Source organism: Pseudomonas extremorientalis (assembly GCF_001870465.1).
Lineage (GTDB): Bacteria > Pseudomonadota > Gammaproteobacteria > Pseudomonadales > Pseudomonadaceae > Aquipseudomonas > Aquipseudomonas extremorientalis.
This window is the reverse complement of sequence record NZ_MDGK01000041.1, coordinates 77707-100762: the sequence shown is the minus strand read 5'-3', so window position 1 is coordinate 100762 and position 23056 is coordinate 77707. Positions and strand designations below refer to the sequence as shown.

The 23056-nt window shown below is 60.3% G+C and carries 17 protein-coding genes and 1 pseudogene; 8 read left to right on the top strand and 10 right to left on the bottom strand.

The window, feature by feature from the left end:
• Window positions 1-13 precede the first annotated feature (13 nt).
• The 5 genes from BFN10_RS16875 to BFN10_RS16855 are packed head-to-tail and all read right to left on the bottom strand — an operon-like array spanning window position 14 to window position 5100.
• Window positions 14-991: an NAD(P)-dependent oxidoreductase gene (locus tag BFN10_RS16875; RefSeq protein WP_071490629.1), complete on the bottom strand. Its 978-nt coding sequence runs from the start codon at window positions 989-991 to the stop codon at window positions 14-16.
• On the bottom strand, window positions 988-2280 hold the full coding sequence (locus BFN10_RS16870; RefSeq protein WP_071490628.1) for an MFS transporter: 1293 nt from the start codon (window positions 2278-2280) through the stop codon (window positions 988-990). The genes BFN10_RS16875 and BFN10_RS16870 overlap by 4 nt, the downstream gene beginning before the upstream one ends.
• Before the next feature lie 45 nt (window positions 2281-2325).
• Entirely contained in the window at window positions 2326-3267 is a 942-nt protein-coding gene (locus BFN10_RS16865; protein ID WP_071490627.1) for a sugar kinase, read from the bottom strand.
• A complete protein-coding gene (locus tag BFN10_RS16860; RefSeq protein WP_071490626.1) occupies window positions 3260-4042 on the bottom strand; it encodes a sugar phosphate isomerase/epimerase family protein in 783 nt (260 codons plus the stop codon). The genes BFN10_RS16865 and BFN10_RS16860 overlap by 8 nt, the downstream gene beginning before the upstream one ends.
• 44 nt (window positions 4043-4086) lie before the next feature.
• Window positions 4087-5100, bottom strand: a complete 1014-nt coding sequence (locus BFN10_RS16855; protein ID WP_071490625.1) for a LacI family DNA-binding transcriptional regulator — start codon at window positions 5098-5100, stop codon at window positions 4087-4089.
• A 237-nt stretch (window positions 5101-5337) separates the two neighbouring features.
• On the opposite strand from BFN10_RS16855, the gene BFN10_RS16850 reads away from it, so the two are divergent.
• The 4 genes and pseudogenes from BFN10_RS16850 to BFN10_RS28870 all read left to right on the top strand — a co-directional run.
• Window positions 5338-7305, top strand: a complete 1968-nt coding sequence (locus BFN10_RS16850) for a hypothetical protein (RefSeq protein WP_071490624.1) — start codon at window positions 5338-5340, stop codon at window positions 7303-7305.
• A 148-nt stretch (window positions 7306-7453) separates the two neighbouring features.
• The gene (locus BFN10_RS16845) at window positions 7454-9478 is read left to right on the top strand and encodes a hypothetical protein (RefSeq protein ID WP_071490623.1); all 2025 of its coding nucleotides are present in this window, start codon (window positions 7454-7456) and stop codon (window positions 9476-9478) included.
• A 203-nt stretch (window positions 9479-9681) separates the two neighbouring features.
• Window positions 9682-11955 (top strand): autotransporter outer membrane beta-barrel domain-containing protein, encoded by a 2274-nt coding sequence (locus BFN10_RS16840; RefSeq protein ID WP_071490622.1) that lies wholly within the window; start codon window positions 9682-9684, stop codon window positions 11953-11955.
• 125 nt (window positions 11956-12080) lie between these two features.
• Window positions 12081-12351: pseudogene (locus BFN10_RS28870) on the top strand (group II intron maturase-specific domain-containing protein); the annotation flags it as partial.
• 88 nt (window positions 12352-12439) lie between these two features.
• Here BFN10_RS28870 and BFN10_RS16835 read toward each other — a convergent pair.
• The 5 genes from BFN10_RS16835 to BFN10_RS16815 form a co-directional block, all read right to left on the bottom strand.
• Window positions 12440-13027 carry a LysE family translocator gene (locus BFN10_RS16835; protein ID WP_071490621.1) on the bottom strand — a complete coding sequence of 196 codons (588 nt, stop codon included), beginning with the start codon at window positions 13025-13027 and terminating at the stop codon, window positions 12440-12442.
• 53 nt (window positions 13028-13080) lie between these two features.
• A complete protein-coding gene (locus BFN10_RS16830; protein ID WP_071490620.1) occupies window positions 13081-13920 on the bottom strand; it encodes an AraC family transcriptional regulator in 840 nt (279 codons plus the stop codon).
• A gap of 73 nt (window positions 13921-13993) precedes the next feature.
• Window positions 13994-14635: a DUF1345 domain-containing protein gene (locus tag BFN10_RS16825; protein WP_071490619.1), complete on the bottom strand. Its 642-nt coding sequence runs from the start codon at window positions 14633-14635 to the stop codon at window positions 13994-13996.
• Window positions 14636-14780: 145 nt separating this feature from the next.
• On the bottom strand, window positions 14781-17873 hold the full coding sequence (locus BFN10_RS16820) for an efflux RND transporter permease subunit (protein WP_071490618.1): 3093 nt from the start codon (window positions 17871-17873) through the stop codon (window positions 14781-14783).
• A 6-nt stretch (window positions 17874-17879) separates the two neighbouring features.
• A complete protein-coding gene (locus BFN10_RS16815; RefSeq protein WP_071490617.1) occupies window positions 17880-19022 on the bottom strand; it encodes an efflux RND transporter periplasmic adaptor subunit in 1143 nt (380 codons plus the stop codon).
• A 288-nt stretch (window positions 19023-19310) separates the two neighbouring features.
• Between BFN10_RS16815 and BFN10_RS16810 the strand changes: the two genes are divergently transcribed.
• From BFN10_RS16810 to BFN10_RS16795, 4 genes are all read left to right on the top strand, one after another.
• Complete coding sequence (locus BFN10_RS16810) at window positions 19311-20012, top strand: response regulator (RefSeq protein WP_058424857.1); 702 nt, start codon at window positions 19311-19313, stop codon at window positions 20010-20012.
• Window positions 20013-20015: 3 nt separating this feature from the next.
• Complete coding sequence (locus tag BFN10_RS16805) at window positions 20016-21317, top strand: ATP-binding protein (RefSeq protein WP_071490616.1); 1302 nt, start codon at window positions 20016-20018, stop codon at window positions 21315-21317.
• Between the two features lie 58 nt (window positions 21318-21375).
• Entirely contained in the window at window positions 21376-22146 is a 771-nt protein-coding gene (locus BFN10_RS16800; RefSeq protein WP_071490615.1) for a class I SAM-dependent methyltransferase, read from the top strand.
• 91 nt (window positions 22147-22237) lie between these two features.
• On the top strand, window positions 22238-23023 hold the full coding sequence (locus BFN10_RS16795) for a sulfite exporter TauE/SafE family protein (protein WP_071490614.1): 786 nt from the start codon (window positions 22238-22240) through the stop codon (window positions 23021-23023).
• The last annotated feature ends 33 nt before the right edge of the window (window positions 23024-23056 follow it).

Sequence of the window (23056 nt, the reverse complement as noted above, 5' to 3'; positions counted from 1 at the left end):
GGTGGGTCAGGAACTACTGTTTCCACGCTGCTGCATTCACCAGGTTTTTCGGCCTTTGGCCGGCCAGCGCCTGCAACAGATTCTCCACCGCACACGTCGCCATCGCCTCCCGCGTCTCATGGGTCGCCGAGCCGATATGCGGCGTGGCCACCACATTGTTCAGGCGCAACAACGGCGAGGCATGATCCAGCGGCTCCTTCTCGAACACATCCAGCCCCGCCGCCCTAATGGTGCGCTGTTGCAATGCCTCCACCAGCGCGGCCTCATCCACTACCTTGCCCCGCGAGATATTGATAAAGATCGTCTCCGGGCCCATCAACGCAAACTGTTCGGCGCCGATGAGTTTCTCGGTTTCGGCGGTCAGTGGCAACGTCAGGCAGACAAAGTCGGCCTGTTGCAGCAACTCGTTCAAGCTGCGGTACTGCGCGCCAAAACGGGCTTCCACCGCAGGCTTGGGCGAATGGCTGTGGTAGATCACCGGCATGCCGAAACCAAAATGCCCGCGCTGGGCCAACGCTTCGCCGATGCGGCCCATGCCGATGATGCCGAGGGTCTTGCCATGCACGTCGCTGCCGAAATGCGCCGGGCCGATGTTTTTGCTCCACTGGCCGGCGCGCACCATGTCGGCCAGTTCGACCACACGGCGCGCGGTGGCCAGGATCAGCGCAAAACCCGTGTCGGCAGTGGTTTCGGTGAGCACATCCGGCGTATTGCTGAGTAGGATGCCGCGCTCGGTGAGGTAGTCGATATCATAGTTGTCGACGCCCACCGACACGCTCGCCACCGCCTCCAGTCGTGGCGCCAGGTCCAGCAGCCTGGCGTCCAGGCGCAGGCTTGCGCCCAACAGGCCGTGGGCGCCGGGCAGGGCGGCGCGCAACTTGGCCAGGCCGGTCTCGTCCAACGCTTCGATCAGCGTGACCTCGGTCTGTTCATGCAGGCGGGCCATCAACGGTGCCGAGAGTTTCTTGTACAACACGACAGACTTTTTCATGCGGTCTTTACCTTCAATTCCGGGTTGGGCGCCGGCGTACGGTCACTGGCGCCGGGCTTGAGAAAAATCGTCAGCACCACCGACAGCAGCAACGCACCGCTCATCAGCAGGTAAGAGGCGCCAGGCGAACCGGTGCTGCTATTGAGATAGCCCACCAGGTACGAGCCGCCGAATGAACCCAGGGCGCCCATGCTGTTGATCAGCGCCATGGCGCCCCCGGCGACGTTGGCCGGGAGAATTTCCGGGACGATGGCGAAAAACGGTCCGTACGGCGCATACATGCACGCGCCGGCAATGACCAGCAGGGTGTAGGACCACCAGAAGTGTTCGGCGCCGAGCACGTAGGACGCGTAGAAAGCAATCGAAGCAATGAGCAACGGCGGCCATACGAAGCGCTTGCGTTTTTGCAGCTTGTCCGAGCCCCACGACACCACCAGCATGCCGATCACCGCCGCCAGGTAAGGCAGCGCCGACAGCCAGCCGGCTTCGACCATGTCCATCTGCAAGCCTTGCTTGAGAATCGACGGCAGCCACAGTACAAAGCCATACACGCCGATGCTCCAGCAAAAGAACTGCAGCGCCAGGATGATCACCTTGGGCGAGCGGAACGCTTCGGCATAGTTCTTCACCGCCTTGATCCCGACTTGCTCGGCGGCCAGCGCGGTTTCCAGGTCCTGTTTCTCGGCGTCGCTCAGCCACTTGGCATCCTTTGGACGCTCATCGGCCAGCTTCCACCAGATAAACGCCCACAGCACGGCTGGCAGGCCTTCGATGATAAACATCCAGCGCCAGCTGAAATGCTGCACCAGATAGCCCGACACCACGGACATCCACAGCATGGTCACCGGGTTGCCGAGGATCAGGAAGGTATTGGCGCGCGAGCGCTCGGCACGGGTGAACCAGTGGCACAGGTACACCAGCATCGCCGGCATCACGGCAGCTTCCACTACGCCGAGCATGAAGCGAATCACGATCAGCATGTAGGCGTTGGACACCACGCCGGTCAGGGTGGCGAGGCCGCCCCACAGGATCAGGCTGACGAAGATCAGCTTCTTGACACTGCGTTTCTGCGCGTAGATCGCCCCCGGCACCTGGAAGAAAAAGTAGCCAAGGAAAAACAGCGCGCCCAGCAACGACGACATGCCGGGGGTGATCATCAGGTCTTCGGCCATCCCGGAGGCGGCGGCGAAGCCATAGTTGGCGCGGTCCAGGTACGCCAGGCTGTAGGTGATAAAAACGATGGGCATGATGTACCACCAACGGCGGGTGGCGAGTTTCACGGTGTCCATGGGGTTGCTCCTGAGCTTGTTGTAGTTGTGGCAACAGGGAATGGGTCAGGCAACGGATCGAATCGGTAACTCTGAACGGGTGGGCAAGCCTTCCATATCGCCACGGCTTTGCACGGCGCGGCTGCCGATCCAGTTGCCGCGCTGCACCGCCTCGGGAAAGCTGAGGTTTTCCAGCAGGGCGCTGATCATGCCCACGGCAAAACCGTCGCCGGCGCCAACGGTGTCGACCACCTTGTCCACCCGCACGGCGGCGACGAAGCCCTGGTCCATCTGGGTGCGGTAATAGGCGCCGTCCGGGCCAAGCTTGATCGCCACGGCTTCGGCGCCCTGGTCGAGGTAGAACGCGGCGATATCGGCCGGGTCCTCGAAGCCGGTCAGCAGGCGACCTTCACCCAGGCCCGGCAGGACCCAATCGGCCAGGCCAGCGAGGGCGTTGATTTCGCGGATCATCGTCTGTTGGTTGGCCCACAACGATGGGCGCAGGTTGGGGTCGAACGACACGCTGCGCCCGGCCTTGCGCATCTGGGTCATCAGCTCGGCGGACAACTCGCGGGTGGCGGCGGACAACGCCGGCGGAATGCCGGTGGCATGCAGATGGCGGGCTTGCAGCAGGGCAGGGCTGATGGCAGCGACGGACAAGTGGCTGGCTGCCGAGCCTTTGCGGAAATACTCGACCTGAGGGTCATCACCCGTTTCTTCACGGGACTTGAGCTGAAAGCCGGTGGAGTGCAACGGGTCGACCGCCACATGCCGGCAGTCCAGGCCTTCTTTGCTCAGGGTGTCGACCACAAAGCGGCCGAGAGAATCATTGCCGACCCGGCTCAGCCAGGCCACGTTGAAGCCCAGGCGTGACAGGCCGATGGCGACGTTGCTGTCCGCCCCGGCAATGCGCTTGTGAAACTGCGCCACTTGCGCCAGGTCGCCGGTCTGTTCGGCGACGAACATCGCCATGGTTTCCCCAAACGACAGGATATCGATCTCAGACATGGGCATTCTCCACGCGCGGTTGGCCAAGGATGGCGAGGGCGGCAATGTGCCGGGTGGTGACCTCGACCAGGTCATCGCCTTGCAGCGGGAATTCCACCGCCCGGGTAATCCCTTGAGTCATATGCTTGAGCAGTTGTTCCCACAGATGCAGGTCGGTGGCGCCCGGCGGCACAGCGACCAGCTTGCCATCCGGGCGACGGGCCACGGCCTTGCAGTGCAGGTAATCCACATGCCGGCCCAGCAGGCGCGCGGCGGTGAGGGCGGATTGGTCCTGCCATTGCCAATTGCCGATGTCGAAGGTCATCTTCACCGGCAGGCCCAGGCGCTCCACTTCGGTGAAGAAGCGCTGCAGGGGTTCGATGCGGCCGCCGTGCAGGGTCTGGTCGTTCTCTACCAACAGGCGGACCGGGTGGCGGTTGAGCAGGGCGTGCAGGCTTTCCAGGTCGTTGGTGTCGGTGAAGTAGCCGAGGGAGACCTTGAGCCAGCGTGCGCCAAAAGCCTGCGCACGATCCAGGGTTGCTGCCAGCTCGGCATTCGGTTGGGCGCGGCCGGCGACCCACAGTTCCAGGGGCGATGAGAACACCGATTCCAGGTCCTGATTCGCCGCGGCCTCGGCCAGTTCCTGGGGCTGTTCATGGGTTAAAAGCTCTTCGCGCCATTCGATGCGCTGGGCGCCGGCGGCGGCGAGAACCTCGACAAAACTCGACTGGCCTTGCTGGCGTACCAAGTCGGCGCCGTAGCTGGAAAGGCTGATGGAGACGGGGTATTTATGCATTGTTGTTTACCTCTGAAACCGGTTTCATTTTTGTTCAAAATTTTTTAGAGGGGCCGGGTCGAACCACGGACGATCAGCTCGGGCAGGAAATCCAGGGTACGTGTTGGCTCGGTATCGCCGCGCAAGCGCTTGAGCAGGCAATCGAATGCCGTTGCACCGATGGATGCGGTCGGCTGGGCGAGGGCGGTAATACCCGTGCCTACCAGCGGGTACCAGTCCAGGTCATCCAGGGCGATCAGGCCGATGTCGTCGAACAGGTTGCAACCCAGGTTCTTCAGCGCACGGGTGCAGGCCAGCGCCGCCACGCCGTTGGCACAGAACAGTGCCTTGGGGCCAGGTTTGGCAAGAAAGGTGTGCAGGTGTTGTTGCAGTGTTTCATCCAACGCCAGCACAGCGCCGGTCAATGCCGGGCGGCTGGCGATTTCAGCCTTGAAACTGTCCAGGCGCTCCAGGCGCGAACTGGTGCCATCGGTGGCTTCACTGACCATCAGCACATCGCGGTAACCCTGTCGCTCGAGGTGTTCCACGGCCATACGCACCGCCGCCGGGTTGTCCAGGCCGACCAGGTCGCTGTGCAGCGGCTCGACCTTGCGGTCCACCAGCACCAAGGGCATTTCCCGTTGCAGTTCCAGCAATTGGTCCAAGTGATGGCCGAGGGTATTCACGATCAGCCCTTCGATGTTGTACGAACGCAACGCCGCCAGGTGCTGGCGCTCCTGTTCGTCATCGCGGTCGGTGTTGCACACCACCAGGCTGTAGCCGTGCTGGCGGCAGGCGGTCTCGGCGCCGTGCATCACGGCAATGGAATAGGGGTTGCGGATATCGGCTACCAGCATGCCGATCAGGCGCGTGCGCCCGCGCTTCAAACCACGGGCCATCTGGTTGGGGCGGTAGCCGAGTTCGTCGATGGCCTGTTCGATGCGCCGGGCGATGGCATCGGAGAGCAGGGCGCGGTCGTCGCCGATAAAGCGCGACACACTGGCCTTGGATACGCCAGCGCGCTCGGCGACGTCGAGCATGGTCACGCGGCTGCGTTGGGCGGCGGAAAATGACGTCACGGTTATGGGCCTTTCTTATTAGGATTTATTTAGCGTGTTACAGGAAATACAAGGTTTGAAACCGGTTTCAGGAGACACTAATCGCGAAAGGTCGTCAAGCGGGAATGGAGTAATGTCTGGGGCGCGGGGCTTTTCTTAAAGTGACGAATGGTCGGGCTACCTGTTAATTCTGACAGTTTCGCGGTATTGGCGACGGGTGTTTACTCCTTTCACGTCACCAAAGATAGGAGCCCGAAAATGCCCGCTTCCAGCCCGTTCGTGTCACATCAGACCGTCCTGCTGCATGCTGCTGCGGGGGTTAATATGCATGGAGACTTTGAAGAAATTGTTGGGGTAGATCCAACTGATCCTGATGGCCTGATTCGTCTTTCCGTCTCGCTAGCACCCTTGGAGTGTCGCATTCCTCAATGGATTCCGGGTCCATCGCAGGGTCGAGTCGAGACGCTTAAACTGTGGTGGCGGATTCAAGGGATCGATGTATTGGCCGACGAGCATCCGTTCACCGGCCCACTGAACCCGGCGGACTTTCCCTATTCTCTGTATGTACCTGCCGATTACATGCGGGAAATTGATGCGGTCGCTCATGTTTACTTCACAATTGTGGACGAAACTGGCTTTAGCGTTCCATCACAGCCTTCCAAGCTCACTGTTGATAACAACCCTCCTCGATTTATTGATCCGGACGAAACAGCTCAATTCGTTGACCCGGATATTGCCTTGACGGGCATCACTGAGGATGTACTTGCTGCCAACCCGACCATTGAATTTCTGGTACCCGACTACATCGACAGGGCCGGGCGCGATGAGATCGGATACTACCTGGATCATAATGTACCCCCGGTGCCGGCGATCCTGAAGGGGCGTGAAACCTTCGATTTCATTGATGCACCCTTGATCTTGAGAGTTTCTTCAGGCGTGTTTCGCACACTCAGAAACGGTACAAACCACCTGCAATATCGTTTGTATGATCGCGCTGGTAACTTTTCCGGATTAAGCGCCCCGCTGACGTTCCAGGTCAACCTGCTTGCCATCCCCAGCAATCTACCGCGTCCCCAGATCCGACCTCCGGCCTATGATGATCTACTGATCGATCGCGAAGATGCACGGGCGATCGTCGCAGCGGGTATCCCTACCCAATATGACGACTTTGCGCCGGGGGACAACGTCTTGTTCTTTTGGGACGGCCGTCCGGTTCTCCCACCGCGACCTATCACGGGGTTCCCAAGTTGGGTCGATATACCTTGGAGCATTTTGCGGCCTCCCGGGACTTTGGTTCGGGAGCAAATACAGGCGCATTATGAAATCCATCGCGCAGGTATCCCCCCGGTTCCATCGCCCTCGGATTTTTTTTGGGTGGATTTGACAATTGCCGGTCAGGACCACGCTAACGCGCCCGCGAGACTCAACACGTCGTTGTCGAGGGTGGATGTTTTTGGACTGGGGTCGGGATTACATAATGAACTTGATATTCGGGATGAGACGCTGGGCGCGCAAGTTTGGGTACGGCTGTATATGGTGCCAGTTGCTGGAGAACGGTTGACACTTCATTGGGGAACAGTGGGGGCGGTTGCTCACTACGTTGTTCAGACGGGAGATGTGTTCGACCAGCCCGTCCGGTTCTTGCCTGATATACCTGGCAGTGTGATAACGGCAGGTGGCAATCATCCTCAACTCCCCGTTTTCTATGTGACCACCAACGGTGTGAATGAACAAGACTCACCGACAACGTTGGTGAATGTTCATATTGATCCTTTGATAGTACTTAGGCCACCGACAATCCAACATACGTTACATGGGGGCGCCCAGTATTTGACATGCAATTCCCGGCCACCCATTTGTGAAGGTGTGATATGGCAAGTACCTCATGATGCTTCTTTCCAGTTGCATGATGTCATTGAGTTTAGTTGTGAAGGTTACACCGACAATGCTGGGGCTCCTCCTTCCATTCCGGGGACTGATTTTGTGGAGCAAGTTCCATTAGACAGCCCTGCTGATGTAGCCAACGGCGTGAAGATAAGGGTTTGGCCCTGGGAAAAAATCGAGCCGATGCAAAACTATGCTTCTGCGTACGCACGTTATCGCTTGTTGCGTGGCGGCGTTCCCATTGGGAAGTCTACTGATCGCCTGGTCAGGATTGATCGAGTGTCTGCGGGGAGCGGGAAGGTTTGTTTCCCTGGTGATACGGGGTTTTGCGACGGTAGCTGATTTTTAGTAGCGGTAAGTTGAGGCTTATGTGCTGAGAGGAAGTTTCGCTTTTTCAACCGGCGCAAGAGGCAGTGTTTGCGTGGAAGATCTGTGGTGCTCATGCAATAGACGACTGTAAGAAATTAAATCAGATCATAGGCGGTTAGAAATGAAAAATATCAACAGGAACCTTAAAAAACCAACGCTGAGTGTTACACCCGTGCCGATAGCCTTGGATGATCCGCTAATTGATGGTTTGGTCGACGAGGCCAACTATCCGGGACTGATATCGCGTGACGCTTCAGATGCTCCGTTTCTACAGATTGATATCCCGCTGTCTACCTGGGTTCCAACCCCTATGAACCCAGCAAGAGCGGATGTTCTAGACCTTCACTTTGACGATATCGGTAACTTTGAATCAGGTTTGGTCGTCAGCGAACCGGTTTTTTTTTCCACTCCACTCCCCATGTTCTATTCCACACGAATTCCGAGGAGACTGCTGACAGAAGGGCTCCACCACGTCAGCTATAAGATAACGTCGGGCGGTCCGGGAGGTAATCCTTCCGGCTCCCGCCAATTGCCTTTGGTGGTCGACCGTACCGCTCCCTACGATAGCGTTCCTTACGTACCCCGTGCTTTGACGCTGCCTGCAGGTTGGCCAGGTAGCCTTACCGAGACTTTTCTGGCGTCTCATGATGCTGGAGGGGGCGTCCCCTTTGGGATTCCCGATTACGCGGCGGAAGGGGCTGATTCAGGTGACTTCTGGCGACTGTCCTACGCGGGTTCTAATGTAATCATCGCTCAGGGCCCGGTGTTTCCAGATAGGGTGGTGCGTTATAGCCGAGCCTTGGCCGAAGCAGCGGAGGGTCCCAGAAAGCTTGAATACCGGCTCGTTGATGTCGCAGGTAACGTGAGCGATGCCTCATTCGAGTTACCCATCTCAGTAGCGCTTACTCCAGCTCCCGTGCTGACGGCTTGCGGGGTCAGGGACGCTGTGTCGGTGACGGGGGTAGGGGACCGCCTGATCGATCGTCCAGATACGGCGAAATCTTTCGGCATGTTGGTGATCATTCCAACTTATGCTGCTGATCGAACGGCAGACGAGTTTATCGTGCACTTGACCACCACACACGGCACGCTGGACGTTGGGCCACTCCCCTTGGGTGGAGCACCGTTGCCATTCGATTTTCATGTGGGTTATTCGGTTCTTGTGGCACTGTATGGGACCAGTATTGGCCCTATCAGTCTGACGGTTGAGTACACGGTACGCCGCCACGGTGTACCGCATAAAGTCCCGACAGCCACAGTCATCAATTTGGATTTGTTCGAGGGGGGGCCGGACTATCCAGAGAAACCCGATCCCATCAACACCAATCTTCTGTTGCCAGTGCTGACCGGAAAGGGGTCGGGCAAGACCAATGAACTTGATGACACCGACAACGGCCTGGATGCTGATGTCGTGGTGGAGTTGTGGAGTGATCCGCCGTTGCCGTCGGCTCGCGATTTCACCATTCATCTGTACTATATGCACGAACTGGTCGATAGCCGGCCCGTGGTGGCTGCAACGGCAATGCCGGGCGATGAAATTCTCATGAGGGTTCCGTGGCCCTATATTCAACGCCATTCCAATACGACGATTCCGCTGCACTATCAAATCGAGGTGGCCGGTACAAACAATCGCGCGACTTCTGGGCCTCAGAGCATCAACGTCAATGCCAATATCATTGCCCTTCAGAAACCGACAGTGCTGGGAGCACTGCCAGAGGTGCCGGGAACACCGCCGCTGCCGGGTGAGATTCGTTGCGGGGCGTTGCTTGCACCGCAAAGGTTTGCGCGCGTGGCAGTTCCACCGGATCCCGAACTGATGAAGCGCGGCATGATCATCACGGTGCATTGGACGGCCTGCAGTGATGATGACGGGGCCATGCCTATTGCATCTGCTACGGATACATTTCCTTATGGACCGCTTACACCCCAAGAGGAGCAACTGGGCTTCACAGTATCCATCGGCCCGTATGATACGTACATCAAACCCATCAACAAGGCGAACCACAGTATGGGCTCGGTAGTGATCAAATATAACGTGCCGATCATCGGCACCGGACCGACGGACTCACCCGAAGCCTTGTATTTAGTGCGTGGCGTTTCAGCAGGGCCGGTTTACTGCGACGGTACGCCGTGGCCTGGAGCATGACAGGTAAGTGATAAAGGGGAGCGACAAGCTCCTCTTTTTTTGTCTTACTGCTGGCTTTCTTTATTCAAGTATCACACGCAGATAAATCCTACATACCCATTCCCCCTCTATCCCTAATCTGCAGCCCGTCGAGGCTTGGTCCCATCTCGCTGGGTGCCGGTCAATTCGTTCCTTTGGGAATTCTATTTACGGGTATGTATGCAATGAGTATCAACGCACTTTTTAAAAAACATCCACTGGCGCTGGCGCTTCAAGCGCCTGTGGTCAGTTTCTTCATGTTGTCTGCTTCGCTGGTGGAGGCTCGCTCCGAGCTGCACCCAGGCATGGAACGCACCATTGAACAGGGGCACATGCAGGACGATTGGGTTATCGGTGAGAACGCCCACTTGACCTCCAATGGCGCAACGATGAACCAGTCCCGCGTGAATGCGGGCAAGTTGACCTTGAACGCCGGCACCCGCGCTCAGGACATTCAGGCTTTCAATGGATCGAAAATTTCGTTAAACGGAGCAACTGTCGTTGCCAGAAGCTCGGCTGTGTCCGCCATCAGTCTTCAGGGTAGCACTGCAGATATACAAGGCAGCACGATCACCAATCACAACGGTATGGGCATTTCAGCGGTACGTGACTTTCACACCGAGCAGGGTTCTACGTTTAACGTGTTCAACAGTGTTATCAACGGCTCGACCCGTGGCGCGTTTGCCACGGCGTTCAGTGAGCTGAACTTTACTGGCTCGGAGGTCAATGGTACGGCCGACGATAGCGTTGGTATCCTGTTATGGGGCGCCACGGCCAATGCAACCGACAGTCGCATCAGTGGCGGTGAGAACGGGGTACGCCTCAGTTACGAAAGTGACACGTTGAACAACAGCACCCTGGTCTTGGACCGTACCAGCGTTGAAGGACGCAACGGCGCTGCACTGTTGGTGGAGGGGGATGCCTATGGCAGCACCGAAGCGAATATTCAGGTGCGTAACGGCTCCACGCTGACAGGTGGCAACGGAAACATCCTTGAGGTGATTGGTGGCTCCACCGCCAATATGAACGTCGACCGCAGCTTCCTGGTCGGTGACGTTGTCGTGGAAGAGGGCAGTACCGCCAAGCTGCAACTCAATAACGGCTCCTGGCTGACCGGCCAGTTGAAGAACGTGGCCGAGCTGAGCGTTAACGAAGCATCCAACTGGGTACTGGTGGGCGACAGCAATGTCGAGGCCTTGAAAATGGGCGGCGGTGCCGTGCATTTCGGTGGTGCAGATGAGTTCTACCAACTGGACGTGAAAAGCCTGGAAGGCGAAGGCACCTTCGTCATGCACACCGACTTCTCCACCCACGAGACCGACTTCCTCAATGTTGAAGGCAAGGCGGAAGGCAACCACAGCCTGTTGCTGGCGGCCACCGGTTCTGAACTGGCCAGCGGCCAGCCGATCAGGGTTGTGCACACAGAGGGCGGCGACGCACACTTCTCTCTGGTGGGTGACACCGTGGACATCGGCGCCTTCGCCTATGGCTTGCAGAAGGACGGCACAGACTGGCTGCTCGACCCCACCCGGCGCGGCACCAGCACCGGCGCCCATTCGGTACTGGCGTTGTTCAACAGCGCACCCACCGTGTTGTATGGTGAGTCGTCCATCCTGCGTACCCGCATGGGTGAGTTGCGCTTCAGCGAGGGCAGGAACAATGGCCTGTGGATGCGCAGCTACGGTAACAAGCATGAAGTAGCCGCCAACAAGAACGGTGCGGGTTACACGCAAGCCCAGAAGGGTTTCACCATTGGTGCCGATGCGCCGTTGTCCAGTGGTGATGGCCAATGGCTGGCTGGTGTGATGGCCGGTCACAGCACCTCGGACCTGAGCCTGAACCGTGGCAGCAAGGGTGAGGTCAAGAGCTACTACGTGGGCGGCTATGCCACCTGGATGGACGCCGAAAGCGGCCTGTACTTCGACGGCGTGGCCAAGTTGAACCGCCTGCATAACAACGTTGACGTCACCATGAGCGACGGCAAGAAAGCCAAGGGAAACTACGCGCAGAACGCTGTGGGCGCCTCGGTAGAAGTGGGTCGCCACATCAAGTTGGATAACGACTATTTCGTCGAGCCCTACGGCCAGTTGGCAGCGACCATTACCCAGGCGCAGAGCTATGAATTGTCCAACGGCCTGCACGCCAAGGGTGATCGTTCCAGCTCGGTGGTGGGTAAAGCCGGTGTGACGGTAGGCAAGAACATCCAGCTGGAGAGCGGCGGTGTGTTGCAGCCGTACCTGCGTACTGCGCTGGCCCATGAGTTTGACCAGAGCAACAAGGTATTCATCAACGATCAGAGCTTCAACAATGACCTGTCTGGCTCACGCATCGAGTTGGCTGCTGGCATTGCGATGTCGGTGTCGGAGAACGTCAAGCTGCATGCCGACTTCGAAACCAGCAAGGGCAAGAAGATCGATCAGCCGTGGGGTGTCAACGTCGGCATGCGTTACGATTTTTAAGGCGCCCGCTCACTTGAACAGGGGAAGCTTCGGCTTCCCTTTTTTGTGCGCCCAGCATAGGCGCAATCTTGTGGGTGAAAGTCCCGCCGTAAGCTGACCACAGCGCGAGAGAGAGCGTTATAGGGCTGGGTTGGAAAGCCTACTTCAAGTTGTCGCAAACACCAGGTGTCTGGCGTGAAATGGACAAATGGATACGGCATCGACTTAGAGCGATCCAGCTCAAGCAATGGAAGCGAGGGACGACGGTGTTTCGTGAGTTGGTGGCCCTTGGCGCGAGAGGTGGCCCAGAAAGTGGCATGCAACACCCGTCGTTGGTGGGATAACAGTCGATGGGCGCTCAATTGGGTGCTGAATCTTGCGTGGTTTGATCGCTTGGGGCTTCCGCGTCTGTCGTGACCTCAATCTCTCGAACCGCCCGGTGCGGACCCGCATGCCGGGTGGTGTGGCAGGGGCGCGGCCTATGGAAGCCGCCCCCTATGCCGATTTAGATCCACACGCTCAGCCAGGTAGAACCCAGCAGGAGCAGGGCCATGCATCGGTTGAAACGTCGCATGGCCTGCGGCGAGCGCAGGAGTCGGCTCGAAGCCGCGCCCAACAGGGCCCAGGCCGTGAGGCACGGCAGGGAAATGAGGAAAAAGACCAGCGACAGGGTGAGCACCCGGCCCTGGCGTTCTGCACCGCTTCCCGCGAATACACTGACCACCGCCAAGGCCATCGTCCAGGTCTTGGGGTTGATCAATTGCAGGCTGGCGGCGCCGCGTAAACCGAGTCGCTTTTGCGTTGATCGCACATCGATTCCCTCAGCGGGTGCGCTGAAAATCTGCCAGGCGAGGTAACTTAGCCAGGCAATGCCAGCCCAGTGCATCGTGCTTTGTAGCTTGGGCAAATGAACCAGCGACCGGCCAACGCTGGAACCCACCAGCAGTACGATCCCCGCTGCACCGGCGCAAGCCCCCAGAATAACGGGCAACGCGGCCTTGAAGCCGTAACGCGCGCTGTTGCTCAGCACTAGGATATTAGTTGGGCCTGGGGTAATCGAGGCAACAAAGGCAAACAACATAAACGACAACATGGCAGATGACTCCGAAAACCAATCGATGGCGTCGATCTTCGCTGGCCGGCGTATCACCTGTCTGGAAGGTTTGAGCAGCGCTTGCGGTACGCGGCGGGCGTCAAGCCGTAGGCGCGCACGAACCAGCGGCCCAAGTGGCTCTGGTCGGCAAAGCCCAGGGCAATCGCGACATCGGCGGGTTGCTCGCCCTTGGCCAGCAAGTGCCGGGCGTGGGCCAGACGCAGTTGCACCAGATACGCGTGGGGTGGCAAACCAAAGGCGCTCTTGAACGCACGGGTCAGGCGGAAACGGTCGACGCCGCAGGCCAGGGCCAGTTCGTCCATGCCCACATCCACGTGCAGATGAGCGTGCAGGTATTCCCGCGCCTTGTGCGCAACCAGTGGCAATCGCGGGTCTTCGCGGTAGCGGGTGCGCCAGTAGAGTTGGCCGGTGAGGCGCTCCAACAGATGGTCCATGGCGCGCTGGCGCACGATGCGCAGTTCGCCGCCGTGCAGGGTCTGGAAAGCTTGAGTGGTGGCGATGGCCAGGCGCGGGTCGCTGGTCAAGGTATTGGCGAAACTCAGTTGGCTATCGAGTGGTGCCTCTTCAAACACCGCGCTCACCTCCCGCGCCAACCACTGCGGGTCGAGATAGAGCATGTGGTAAGTGAAGCCGTCGGCAGTGGGCGCATCGCCATCATGCAGTTCCCCGGGCTCCACCAGAAACACCTGGCCGGGCACGCTGTTGTGGCGGGTACGGCGGCAGTTGAATTGCTGCACGCCTTGCTCGGTCACGCCGATCAGGTAGCTGTCGTGCCAATGCGGGTCGTACGCATGGCCTTCGAAATGCGCGCGCAGGGTCTCGATGCCGGTGTCGGCGTCCTGGGACAGGTCGATCCAATTGTGCGCGGCCATAAAACACCGAGGCGGAATAGGTGAGGTAATTAGCGCCCAGCTGGGCATAAGCGTCTAGAAGGTTTGTGCAGCCTCAACCGAATAAGCCAGCGGCGATATTGATCGAGAACCCCAGGATCGCCGTGTTGAACAGAAACCCGATCAATGACTGCCCCAGCACCACTTTGCGCATACTTCGCGTGGCGACGCCCACATCGGAGGTCTGCACCGCCACGCCGATGGTGAACGAGAAGTACAGGAAATCCCAGTAATTGGGGGTCGTCAGCCCTTCGGCAAAGCGCAGCGCCGGTTCCTTGCCGTCCCAGGTGTAATACAGGCGCGCGTAATGCACGCTGAAGATCACCCCGATCAGCAACCATGAACCGATCACCGTCAGCCCGGTAAACCCGTAGTGCAGCAGCCGTTCGGTGGTGGCCAGGTCCTTGCTGCCGACCAGTTCGAAGGTGATGGTCGCCAGGCTGGCGATGGCGGCGATGCACACGGTGAACAGGACCAGGCCGGCGTTTTCATCTTCGACCTCGGCGATGCGCTTCACGTCTTCGGCCTTGGCGCGACGGGTCAGCCACAGCATCAGCACCAGGTAGGTCCAGACCCCGGCGTTCCAGCCAATCAGGATTTTGCTGACGAGGGTGTCGGCCGGCGCCAGGATGCCCACGGCAAGGCCGAGCACGGCGGCGGCGGAGAGGCGAGGGTGGGTGCGGGCGAGGAAGGGCATGGCGGCTCACAGCTGACAGTGGGTCAACTGACTGTACCTCATCATGTGGGAGGGGGCTTGCCCCGATGGCGGTGTATCAATGAAAAATGGTTCAGCTGACATACCGCATCGGGGGCAAGCCCCCTCCCACAGGGTTTAACTCGGTTTAACGTGGAGATTTCTTCACTAGCTTCATGACCACTACAAAAAACACTGGCACAAACACCACCGCCAGTGTCGCGGTGATCATCCCGCCGATCACGCCGGTACCAATCGCTTGCTGGCTGGCGGAACTGGCGCCGGTGGCAATCGCCAACGGCACCACGCCGAGGATGAACGCCAGCGAGGTCATGATGATCGGGCGCAAGCGCAAGCGCGCAGCCTTCAGGGTGGCGCTCATCAGGTCTTCACCCTGGTCGTAGAGGTCCTTGGCGAATTCGATGATCAGGATCGCGTTCTTCGCCGACAGGCCGATGATGGTGATCAGGCCGACCTTGAAGAACACATCGTTGGGCATGCCCCGCAAGGCCACGGCCAGTACCGCGCCCAGCACACCCAGCGGCACCACCAGCAGCACCGAGGTCGGGATCGACCAGCTTTCATACAGCGCCGCCAGGCACAGGAACACGATCAGCAACGACAAGCCCAACAGCAACGGCGCCTGGGAGCCGGACAAGCGCTCCTGCAACGACAACCCGGTCCATTCCTGGCCCAGGCCGGCGGGCAATTGGCTGACCAGGCGTTGGATCTCGTCCATGGCCTCACCGGTACTGTGCCCTGGAGCGGCTTCGCCGGAAATCGCGATGGCCGGGTAGCCGTTATAGCGGGTCAGCTGGGTCGGACCCTGGGTCCATCTGGCTTCGACAAAGGCGGACAGGGGCACCATCTTGCCGGCGTTGTTGCGCACGTTGATCTTCATCAAGTCCGCCACCTGGCTGCGTTGGTCGCCTTCGGCCTGCACCACCACCCGCTGCATGCGGCCCTGGTTGGGGAAGTCGTTGATATAGGCCGAACCGATGGCCGAGGACAGCACGTTGCCGACGTCGGCAAACGACACGCCCAGGGCGTTGGCCTGCTTGCGGTCCACTTCCAGCTGCACTTGCGGTGCTTCGGCCAGGGCGTTTTCGCGCACGTTGGCCAGGATCGGGCTTTTCTCGGCGGCGGCCAGCAATTCAGTACGCGCCGCCATCAGTGCGGCATGGCCGACGCCACCCCGGTCTTGCAGGCGGAACTCGAAGCCGCTGGACGTGCCCAGGCCGTCCACTGGAGGCGGCAGGATGGCGTAGGCGACTGCATCTTTCAGTTCGCTGAAGGCCATGTTGGCGCGGTCGGCAATCGACGATGCGGAGTCATCGCTGCTGCGCTGCGACCAATCCTTGAGCGTGGTAAACGCCAGCGCTGCGTTCTGCCCCGAACCGGAGAAGCTGAAACCCATGATCATGGTGGTATCACCCACCCCAGGCTCTTCGGCGTTGTGCGCTTCGATCTGCTCGGCCACCTGCACCGTGCGGTTCTTGCTCGCACCCGGCGGCAACTGGATATCGGTGATGGTGTAGCCCTGGTCTTCCACCGGCAAGAACGAGGAGGGCAGGCGGCTGAACATCCAGCCCAGGCCCACCAGCAACACCAGGTAGATCAGCAGGTAGCGGCCGCTGCGCTTGAGGGCATAGGCTACCCAGCCTTCATAGCGGTCGGTGAGGCTTTCAAAACGCTGGTTGAACCAGCCAAAGAAACCGCCCTTGGCATGGTGCTCGCCCTTGGGGATCGGCTTGAGCAAGGTGGCGCACAGGGCCGGGGTCAAGGTCAGGGCGAGAAACGCCGAGAACAGGATCGAGGTGGCCATCGACAGCGAGAATTGCTGGTAGATCACCCCCACAGAGCCGGCCATGAACGCCATCGGCAGGAACACCGCCACCAGCACCAGGGTGATGCCGATGATGGCGCCGGTGATCTGGCCCATGGCCTTTTTCGTCGCTTCCTTGGGCGACAGGCCCTCGGTGGCCATGATCCGCTCGACGTTTTCCACCACCACAATCGCGTCGTCCACCAGGATGCCGATAGCCAGCACCATGCCGAACATGGTCAGCACGTTGATCGAAAAGCCCAGCAGCAACATGGTGGCAAAAGTGCCCATCAGCGCAATCGGCACCACCAGCGTCGGGATCAGCGTGTAGCGCACGTTCTGCAGGAACAGGAACATCACCGCGAACACCAGCGCCATTGCCTCAAGCAGGGTGTAGACCACCTTGGTGATCGAGACCTTGACGAAGGGCGAGGTGTCATACGGGATCTTGTACTCCACGTTGGCCGGGAAATAGCGCGACAGCTCGTCCATCTTGGCTCGCACCAGGGTGGCGGTGCTCAACGCGTTGGCGCCAGGCGACAACTGCACGCTGACGGCGGTGGACGGCTTGCCGTTCAGGCGCGTGGAGAACTGGTATTCCTGGCTGCCGACTTCCACCCGCGCCACATCGCCGATGCGCACGGTGGAACCGTCCGGGTTGGCCTTGAGCACGATGTCGGCGAACTCGGCCGGCGTCGACAACTGGCCCTTGACCAGGATCGCCGCGGTGATTTCCTGGGTATTGGTACCCGGCAAGTCACCGATGCTGCCCGCCGAGACCTGGGCGTTCTGCGCGCTGATCGCCGCGTTCACATCGGCCGGCGTGAGGTTGAAACCGATCAGCTTCTGCGGGTCGATCCAGATCCGCATGGCACGCTCGGCGCCGTACAGCTGGGCCTTGCCCACACCGTCCAGACGCTTGAGCTCGTTCATCACGTTACGCGCCAGGTAGTCGCTGAGCGCCACGTCATCGAGCTTGCCGTCGTTGGACGTGAGGGTCACCAGCAGCAGGAAGCCGGCGGAGACTTTCTCCACCTGCAAGCCTTGCTGGGTAACGGCTTGCGGCAGGCGCGGCTCGACCGCTTTGAGGCGGTTCTGCACATCGACCTGGGCCATTTCCGGGTTGGTGCCCGGTTGGAAGGTGGCGGTGATGGTGGCCGAACCCAGGCTGCTCTGGGATTCGAAATACAACAGGTGATCGGCGCCGTTGAGCTCCTGCTCGATCAGGCTCACCACGCTTTCGTCCAGGGTCTGCGCCGACGCACCGGGGTACACCGCGTAGATCTCTACTTTCGGCGGCGCGACGTTGGGGTACTGCGCCACCGGCAGTTGCGGGATCGCCAGCAGACCGGCCAGCAGGATAAACAGGGCGACCACCCAGGCGAAGATCGGGCGGTCAATAAAGAACTGCGGCATGGCGGGTTATTCCTTTACGAGCGGGCTGTCGTCCACTTCAACTTTTTCACCGGGGCGCGAGTGCTGCAGGCCTTCGACGATGATGCGGTCACCGGCTTTGAGGCCGTTGCTGACGATCCAGCGATCGTTGACCACCGCGCCCAACTCCACCGGCTGCTGGCTCACGGTCTGCTCGGCGTCCAGCAGCAAGACCATCGGGATACCGGCGCTGTCACGGGTGATGGCGCGTTGCGGCACGCTGATGCCTTGCTTGTCGACGGCTTGCTCCAGGCGCACCCGTACAAAGCTGCCGGGCAGCAGGTCGAGGTCCGGGTTGGGGAACTCGCTGCGCAGGATGATCTGCCCGGTGCCCGGGTCGACGCTGATCTCGGCGAACAGCAACTTGCCCGGCAGTGGGTACAGGCTGCCGTCGTCCTCGATCAGGGTGGCCTTGGCCTGGTCCTGGCCGACTTGCTTCAGGCTGCCGGCACGGAAGGCGCGGCGCAGGTCGTTCAGCTCGCGGTTGGACTGGGTCAGGTCGGCATGGATCGGGTCCAGTTGCTGGATGATCGCCAGCGGCGTGGCCTCGTTCTGCCCGACCAGCGCGCCTTCCGTCACCAGCGCCCGGCCGATGCGCCCGGAAATCGGTGCGGTCACAGTGGCGTAACCCAGGTTCAAGCGGGCGCGTTCCACGGCTGCCTTGTTGGCGGCCACTTCGGCGTTGGTCTGGCGTACGGCGGCGCGGGCGTTGTCGTAGTCCTGGCCGCTGATGGCGTTGCCTTCCACCAATTGGCTGTAGCGCTGCTCCTGCAGGCGCGCCTTGAACGCATCCGCCTCGGCCTTGCTCAGGTTGGCCTGGGCGCTGTCGAGGTCGGCCTTGAAGGGCGCGGGGTCGATGCGAAACAGCACGTCACCCTGTTTCACGTCATGGCCTTCCTTGAACACCCGTTGCATCACCACGCCAGCAACCCTTGCGCGCACTTCGGCGATGCGCGGCGCGGCAATGCGCCCGCTCAGTTCGCTGCTGATCGACAGGGGCTTGGCTTCCAGGGTTTCGATGCGCACTTTGGCCAGGGGCATTTGCGGCGCTTCGGCGGCGGAGTCGCCACACGCGCTCAGGGCCAGGGTGAGGGCCAGCAGGCAAAATGGCGCAAACAGATTCTTCGACATGCTCTTATCCCGATATTGACTGGCGCATCCTAAAGTCACCTGCGCCGTGGTGCTGTGAAGCTGTGTAGCTCGTGTGTGAAGAAATGTAAGGTGCGGCGCGCGGGGCGCCGGGGGCGTATATCCTTGCACAATCCTGCAAACATGGAGATGCCATGTGGGAGGGGGCTTGCCCCCGATAGCGGTGTATCAGTCGAAATACGCTTCACTGAGCCACCGCTATCGAGGGCAAGCCCCCTCCCACATGGGATTTGTGTACGACCAACAACTGTATTTTCTGGAAACACCTTTATGCCCAACATCCTCCTGGTGGAAGACGACGCCGCACTCTCCGAGCTGATTGCCAGCTACCTGGAACGCAATGGCTACCACGTCAATGTGCTCAGCCGTGGCGACCATGTCCGTGAGCGCGCACGCCTGAACCCGCCGGACCTGGTGATCCTCGACCTGATGCTGCCCGGCCTCGACGGCCTGCAGGTGTGCCGCCTGCTGCGTGCCGACTCGGCGGGCCTGCCGATCCTGATGCTCACCGCCCGCGATGACAGCCACGACCAGGTGCTGGGCCTGGAAATGGGCGCCGACGACTACGTGACCAAGCCCTGCGAGCCACGTGTACTGCTCGCCCGTGTGCGCACCTTGCTGCGTCGCAGCAGCCTGTCCGAGCCCCAGGTGGCCAACGACCAGATCATCATGGGCAACCTGTGCATCGACCTGTCGGAGCGCACCGTGACCTGGCGCGATCAGGCGGTGGAGTTGTCCAGCGGCGAATACAACCTGCTGGTGGTGCTGGCGCGGCATGCCGGTGAAGTGCTCAGCCGCGACCAGATCCTGCAACGCCTGCGCGGCATCGAGTTCAACGGCACCGACCGCTCGGTGGACGTGGCCATCTCCAAGCTTCGTCGCAAGTTCGACGACAACGCCGGCGAGGCGCGCAAGATCAAGACGGTGTGGGGCAAGGGCTACCTGTTCAGCCGTTCCGAGTGGGAATGCTGAGCCATGTTTCGTGTATTGCTGCGCCTCTACCTGATCACCATCGTCACCTACAGCCTGGCGATCTATTTGATCCCTTCGTTGGTGATCCAGCTGTTCGAACACCGCTACATGAACTACAACATCGAGCAGACCCGCGGCCAGCAAAAGCTGATCGTCAAGCAATATCAGCGGGCGCCGGTAGAGCGTTGGTCACAGGTGACCGAGCAACTGGGCCGCGATTTTGCGCCGCTGAAAGTGCAATTGCTGTTGCGCCAGGACGCCAGCTACACCCCGGCGGAAGAACAGCTGCTGGAGCAGGGCAAGTCGGTGGTGCGCCTGGGCGAATGGGGCTGGATGGAGCAGATCAGCTCGCCGATCAATGAGCAGTTCGTGGTCAAGCTGACCATTCCGCCCGACCCCATGGACATGAACGTGCTGTATTGGGCGATCAACGTGCTGATCGTCGCCGCGCTGCTGGCCTGCCTGCTCATATGGCTGCGTCCGCACTGGCGCGACCTGGAACGCCTGAAAAGCACCGCCGGGCAACTGGGCCAGGGTAACCTGGCCGAACGCACCGGTCTTCCGGCCAGTTCCAGCATCGGCAGCCTGGCGTCGGTGTTCGACGCCATGGCCGACGACATCGAGCACCTGCTCAACCAACAGCGCGATCTGCTCAACGCCGTTTCCCATGAACTGCGCACACCGCTCACGCGCCTGGATTTCGGCCTGGCCCTGGCGTTGTCCGAAGATTTGCCCGAGGCCAGCCGCGAACGCCTGCACGGCCTGGTAGCACATATCCGCGAGCTGGATGAGCTGGTGTTGGAGCTACTGTCCTACAGCCGCCTGCAAAACCCGGCGCAACTGCCAGAGCGGGTCGAGGTGGTGCTCGATGAGTTTATCGACAGCGTGCTGGGCAGCGTCGACGACGAACTGGAAAATCCCGAGATCGTCATCGATGTCGCGCTCGACTGTGCCGTGGAGCGCTTCAGCCTCGACCCGCGCCTCACTGCACGCGCTTTGCAAAACCTGCTGCGCAACGCCACACGTTACTGCGACAAGCGCATTCAGGTCGGCGTGAAGGTCTGCGCCAAGGGGTGTGAAATCTGGGTGGACGATGATGGCATCGGCATCCCGCTTGACCAGCGTGAACGCATCTTCGAACCGTTCTACCGCCTGGACCGCAGCCGTGATCGCGCCACCGGCGGTTTCGGCCTGGGCCTGGCCATCAGCCGACGCGCCCTGGAAGCCCAGGGCGGCACCTTGACGGCGTTGGCGTCGCCATTGGGCGGGGCGCGGTTCCGAGTGTGGTTGCCCACTGTCGATTAGAAAATTGGCCAGGGAAGGCGCACACTATGCCCCCGCTTTACCCGAGGAGAGATTGGCAATGACTGGTGTGCACACGTCTGCTCAACAAGGTTTCTCTACCCAGGCCGTCACCTATGCCCAGGGGCGGCCGGATTATCCGAGGCAACTCACCGGCTGGCTGGCCGACACATTGCGCATCAGCGCGCAGTCCAGCGTGATTGACCTGGGCGCCGGCACTGGCAAGTTCACCCGCTTGCTCAGCGCCCTGGCACCGACCCTGATCGCGGTCGAGCCGGTGGCGGCGATGGGCGCGCAGTTGACCCGACTGATGCCGGATGTGCGCCTGCTCAATGGCACCGCTGAATCCATCCCGTTGCCAGCCGCCAGCGCCGATGCAGTGGTGTGCGCCCAGGCCTTCCACTGGTTTTCCACCGAGGCGGCCCTGGCGGAAATCCATCGCGTGCTCAAGCCCGATGGTCGCCTTGGCCTGGTGTGGAATGTGCGAGACGAATCGGTGGATTGGGTCGCCGCGATCACCGACATCATCACCCCGTACGAGGGCGATACGCCGCGCTTTCATACCGGGCGTTGGCGTGACGCGTTCAGCGACAAGTATTTTTCCCAGCCCGAAGTCACCTGTTTCCCCTATAGCCATGTCGGCAGTCCTCAAGAGGTGATCATGGATCGCTTTCTCTCGGTGAGCTTTATTGCCGCGCTGGACGATGAGCCCAAGGCCCGCGTTACCGCGCAATTGCAGGCGCTGATCGACACCCATCCGGCGTTGAAGGGGCGGGACACCGTGGCCTTTCCGTATCAGACCCAGGCTTATGTCTGTCATCGACTGTCCTAAAAGGCATAAAGTCAGATCATATTGGTATAAGTCGTTATAAGAAAAATCGCTATCCTGCGGCCAGAAATTTATAAGGCCGCAGGTAGCTGTAATGGATGTGGGTAATATTGGTTTCGTGGTTGCCGGCCTGATCGTGGGTTTTATCGTGGGCATGACCGGTGTGGGCGGCGGTTCGTTGATGACGCCGATCCTGTTGTGGTTCGGCATCAACCCGGCCACTGCCGTGGGTACCGACCTGTTGTACGCGGCTATCACCAAGTCCGGTGGCGTGCTGGTGCACAGCAAGAACAGGAACATCGACTGGACCATCACCGGCTGGCTGACCCTGGGCAGCGTGCCGGCGGTGTTGCTGACGTTGTGGTTTCTGGCCAGCCTGCATACTGACCCCAGCGCCATGAATGCGGTGATCAAGCAGGCGCTCGGTGTGGTGCTGCTGCTGACGGCGTTGGCGATTCTGTTCAAGAAAAGCCTGTTGGCGTTTGCCCAGCGGCATGCGGGCGATAGCTATCACATGAGCCCGCGCAACCTGAATGCGCTGACGGTGGTGACAGGGGCGATCCTCGGCACCATGGTGGCGCTGACCTCCATTGGCGCGGGTGCGCTGGGGACGGTGGCGTTGTTTATTCTGTATCCGTTCCTGGCCACGCGGCGGCTGGTGGGGACTGAGATTGCACATGCCGTGCCGTTGACCCTGGTAGCCGGGTTGGGGCATGCCAGCATGGGCAATATGGATTGGCATCTGTTGGGGTTTTTGTTGATGGGGTCGTTGCCGGGGATCTATATCGGTAGTCATATGACGGGGAAGTTGCCGGATGGGGTGCTGCGGCCGTGTTTGGCGGTTATGCTCATGGCTATTGGCTATAAACTGGCTTTCTGATTGGGGGCATATCCGTTGTTCAGGTAACGGCCA

What these genes read in the sequence shown, in the direction of transcription:
- BFN10_RS16850 (WP_071490624.1), top strand. Translation starts at nt 5,338, where the DNA reads ATGCCCGCTTCCAGCCCGTTCGTGTCACATCAGACCGTCCTGCTGCAT.
- BFN10_RS16820 (WP_071490618.1), bottom strand. Translation starts at nt 17,873, where the DNA reads ATGCCGCAGTTCTTTATTGACCGCCCGATCTTCGCCTGGGTGGTCGCC.
- BFN10_RS16795 (WP_071490614.1), top strand. Translation starts at nt 22,238, where the DNA reads ATGGATGTGGGTAATATTGGTTTCGTGGTTGCCGGCCTGATCGTGGGT.
- BFN10_RS16815 (WP_071490617.1), bottom strand. Translation starts at nt 19,022, where the DNA reads ATGTCGAAGAATCTGTTTGCGCCATTTTGCCTGCTGGCCCTCACCCTG.
- BFN10_RS16845 (WP_071490623.1), top strand. Translation starts at nt 7,454, where the DNA reads ATGAAAAATATCAACAGGAACCTTAAAAAACCAACGCTGAGTGTTACA.
- BFN10_RS16870 (WP_071490628.1), bottom strand. Translation starts at nt 2,280, where the DNA reads ATGGACACCGTGAAACTCGCCACCCGCCGTTGGTGGTACATCATGCCC.
- BFN10_RS16860 (WP_071490626.1), bottom strand. Translation starts at nt 4,042, where the DNA reads ATGCATAAATACCCCGTCTCCATCAGCCTTTCCAGCTACGGCGCCGAC.
- BFN10_RS16830 (WP_071490620.1), bottom strand. Translation starts at nt 13,920, where the DNA reads ATGGCCGCGCACAATTGGATCGACCTGTCCCAGGACGCCGACACCGGC.
- BFN10_RS16805 (WP_071490616.1), top strand. Translation starts at nt 20,016, where the DNA reads ATGTTTCGTGTATTGCTGCGCCTCTACCTGATCACCATCGTCACCTAC.
- BFN10_RS16840 (WP_071490622.1), top strand. Translation starts at nt 9,682, where the DNA reads ATGAGTATCAACGCACTTTTTAAAAAACATCCACTGGCGCTGGCGCTT.
- BFN10_RS16800 (WP_071490615.1), top strand. Translation starts at nt 21,376, where the DNA reads ATGACTGGTGTGCACACGTCTGCTCAACAAGGTTTCTCTACCCAGGCC.
- BFN10_RS16875 (WP_071490629.1), bottom strand. Translation starts at nt 991, where the DNA reads ATGAAAAAGTCTGTCGTGTTGTACAAGAAACTCTCGGCACCGTTGATG.
- BFN10_RS16865 (WP_071490627.1), bottom strand. Translation starts at nt 3,267, where the DNA reads ATGTCTGAGATCGATATCCTGTCGTTTGGGGAAACCATGGCGATGTTC.
- BFN10_RS16825 (WP_071490619.1), bottom strand. Translation starts at nt 14,635, where the DNA reads ATGCCCTTCCTCGCCCGCACCCACCCTCGCCTCTCCGCCGCCGCCGTG.
- BFN10_RS16835 (WP_071490621.1), bottom strand. Translation starts at nt 13,027, where the DNA reads ATGTTGTCGTTTATGTTGTTTGCCTTTGTTGCCTCGATTACCCCAGGC.
- BFN10_RS16810 (WP_058424857.1), top strand. Translation starts at nt 19,311, where the DNA reads ATGCCCAACATCCTCCTGGTGGAAGACGACGCCGCACTCTCCGAGCTG.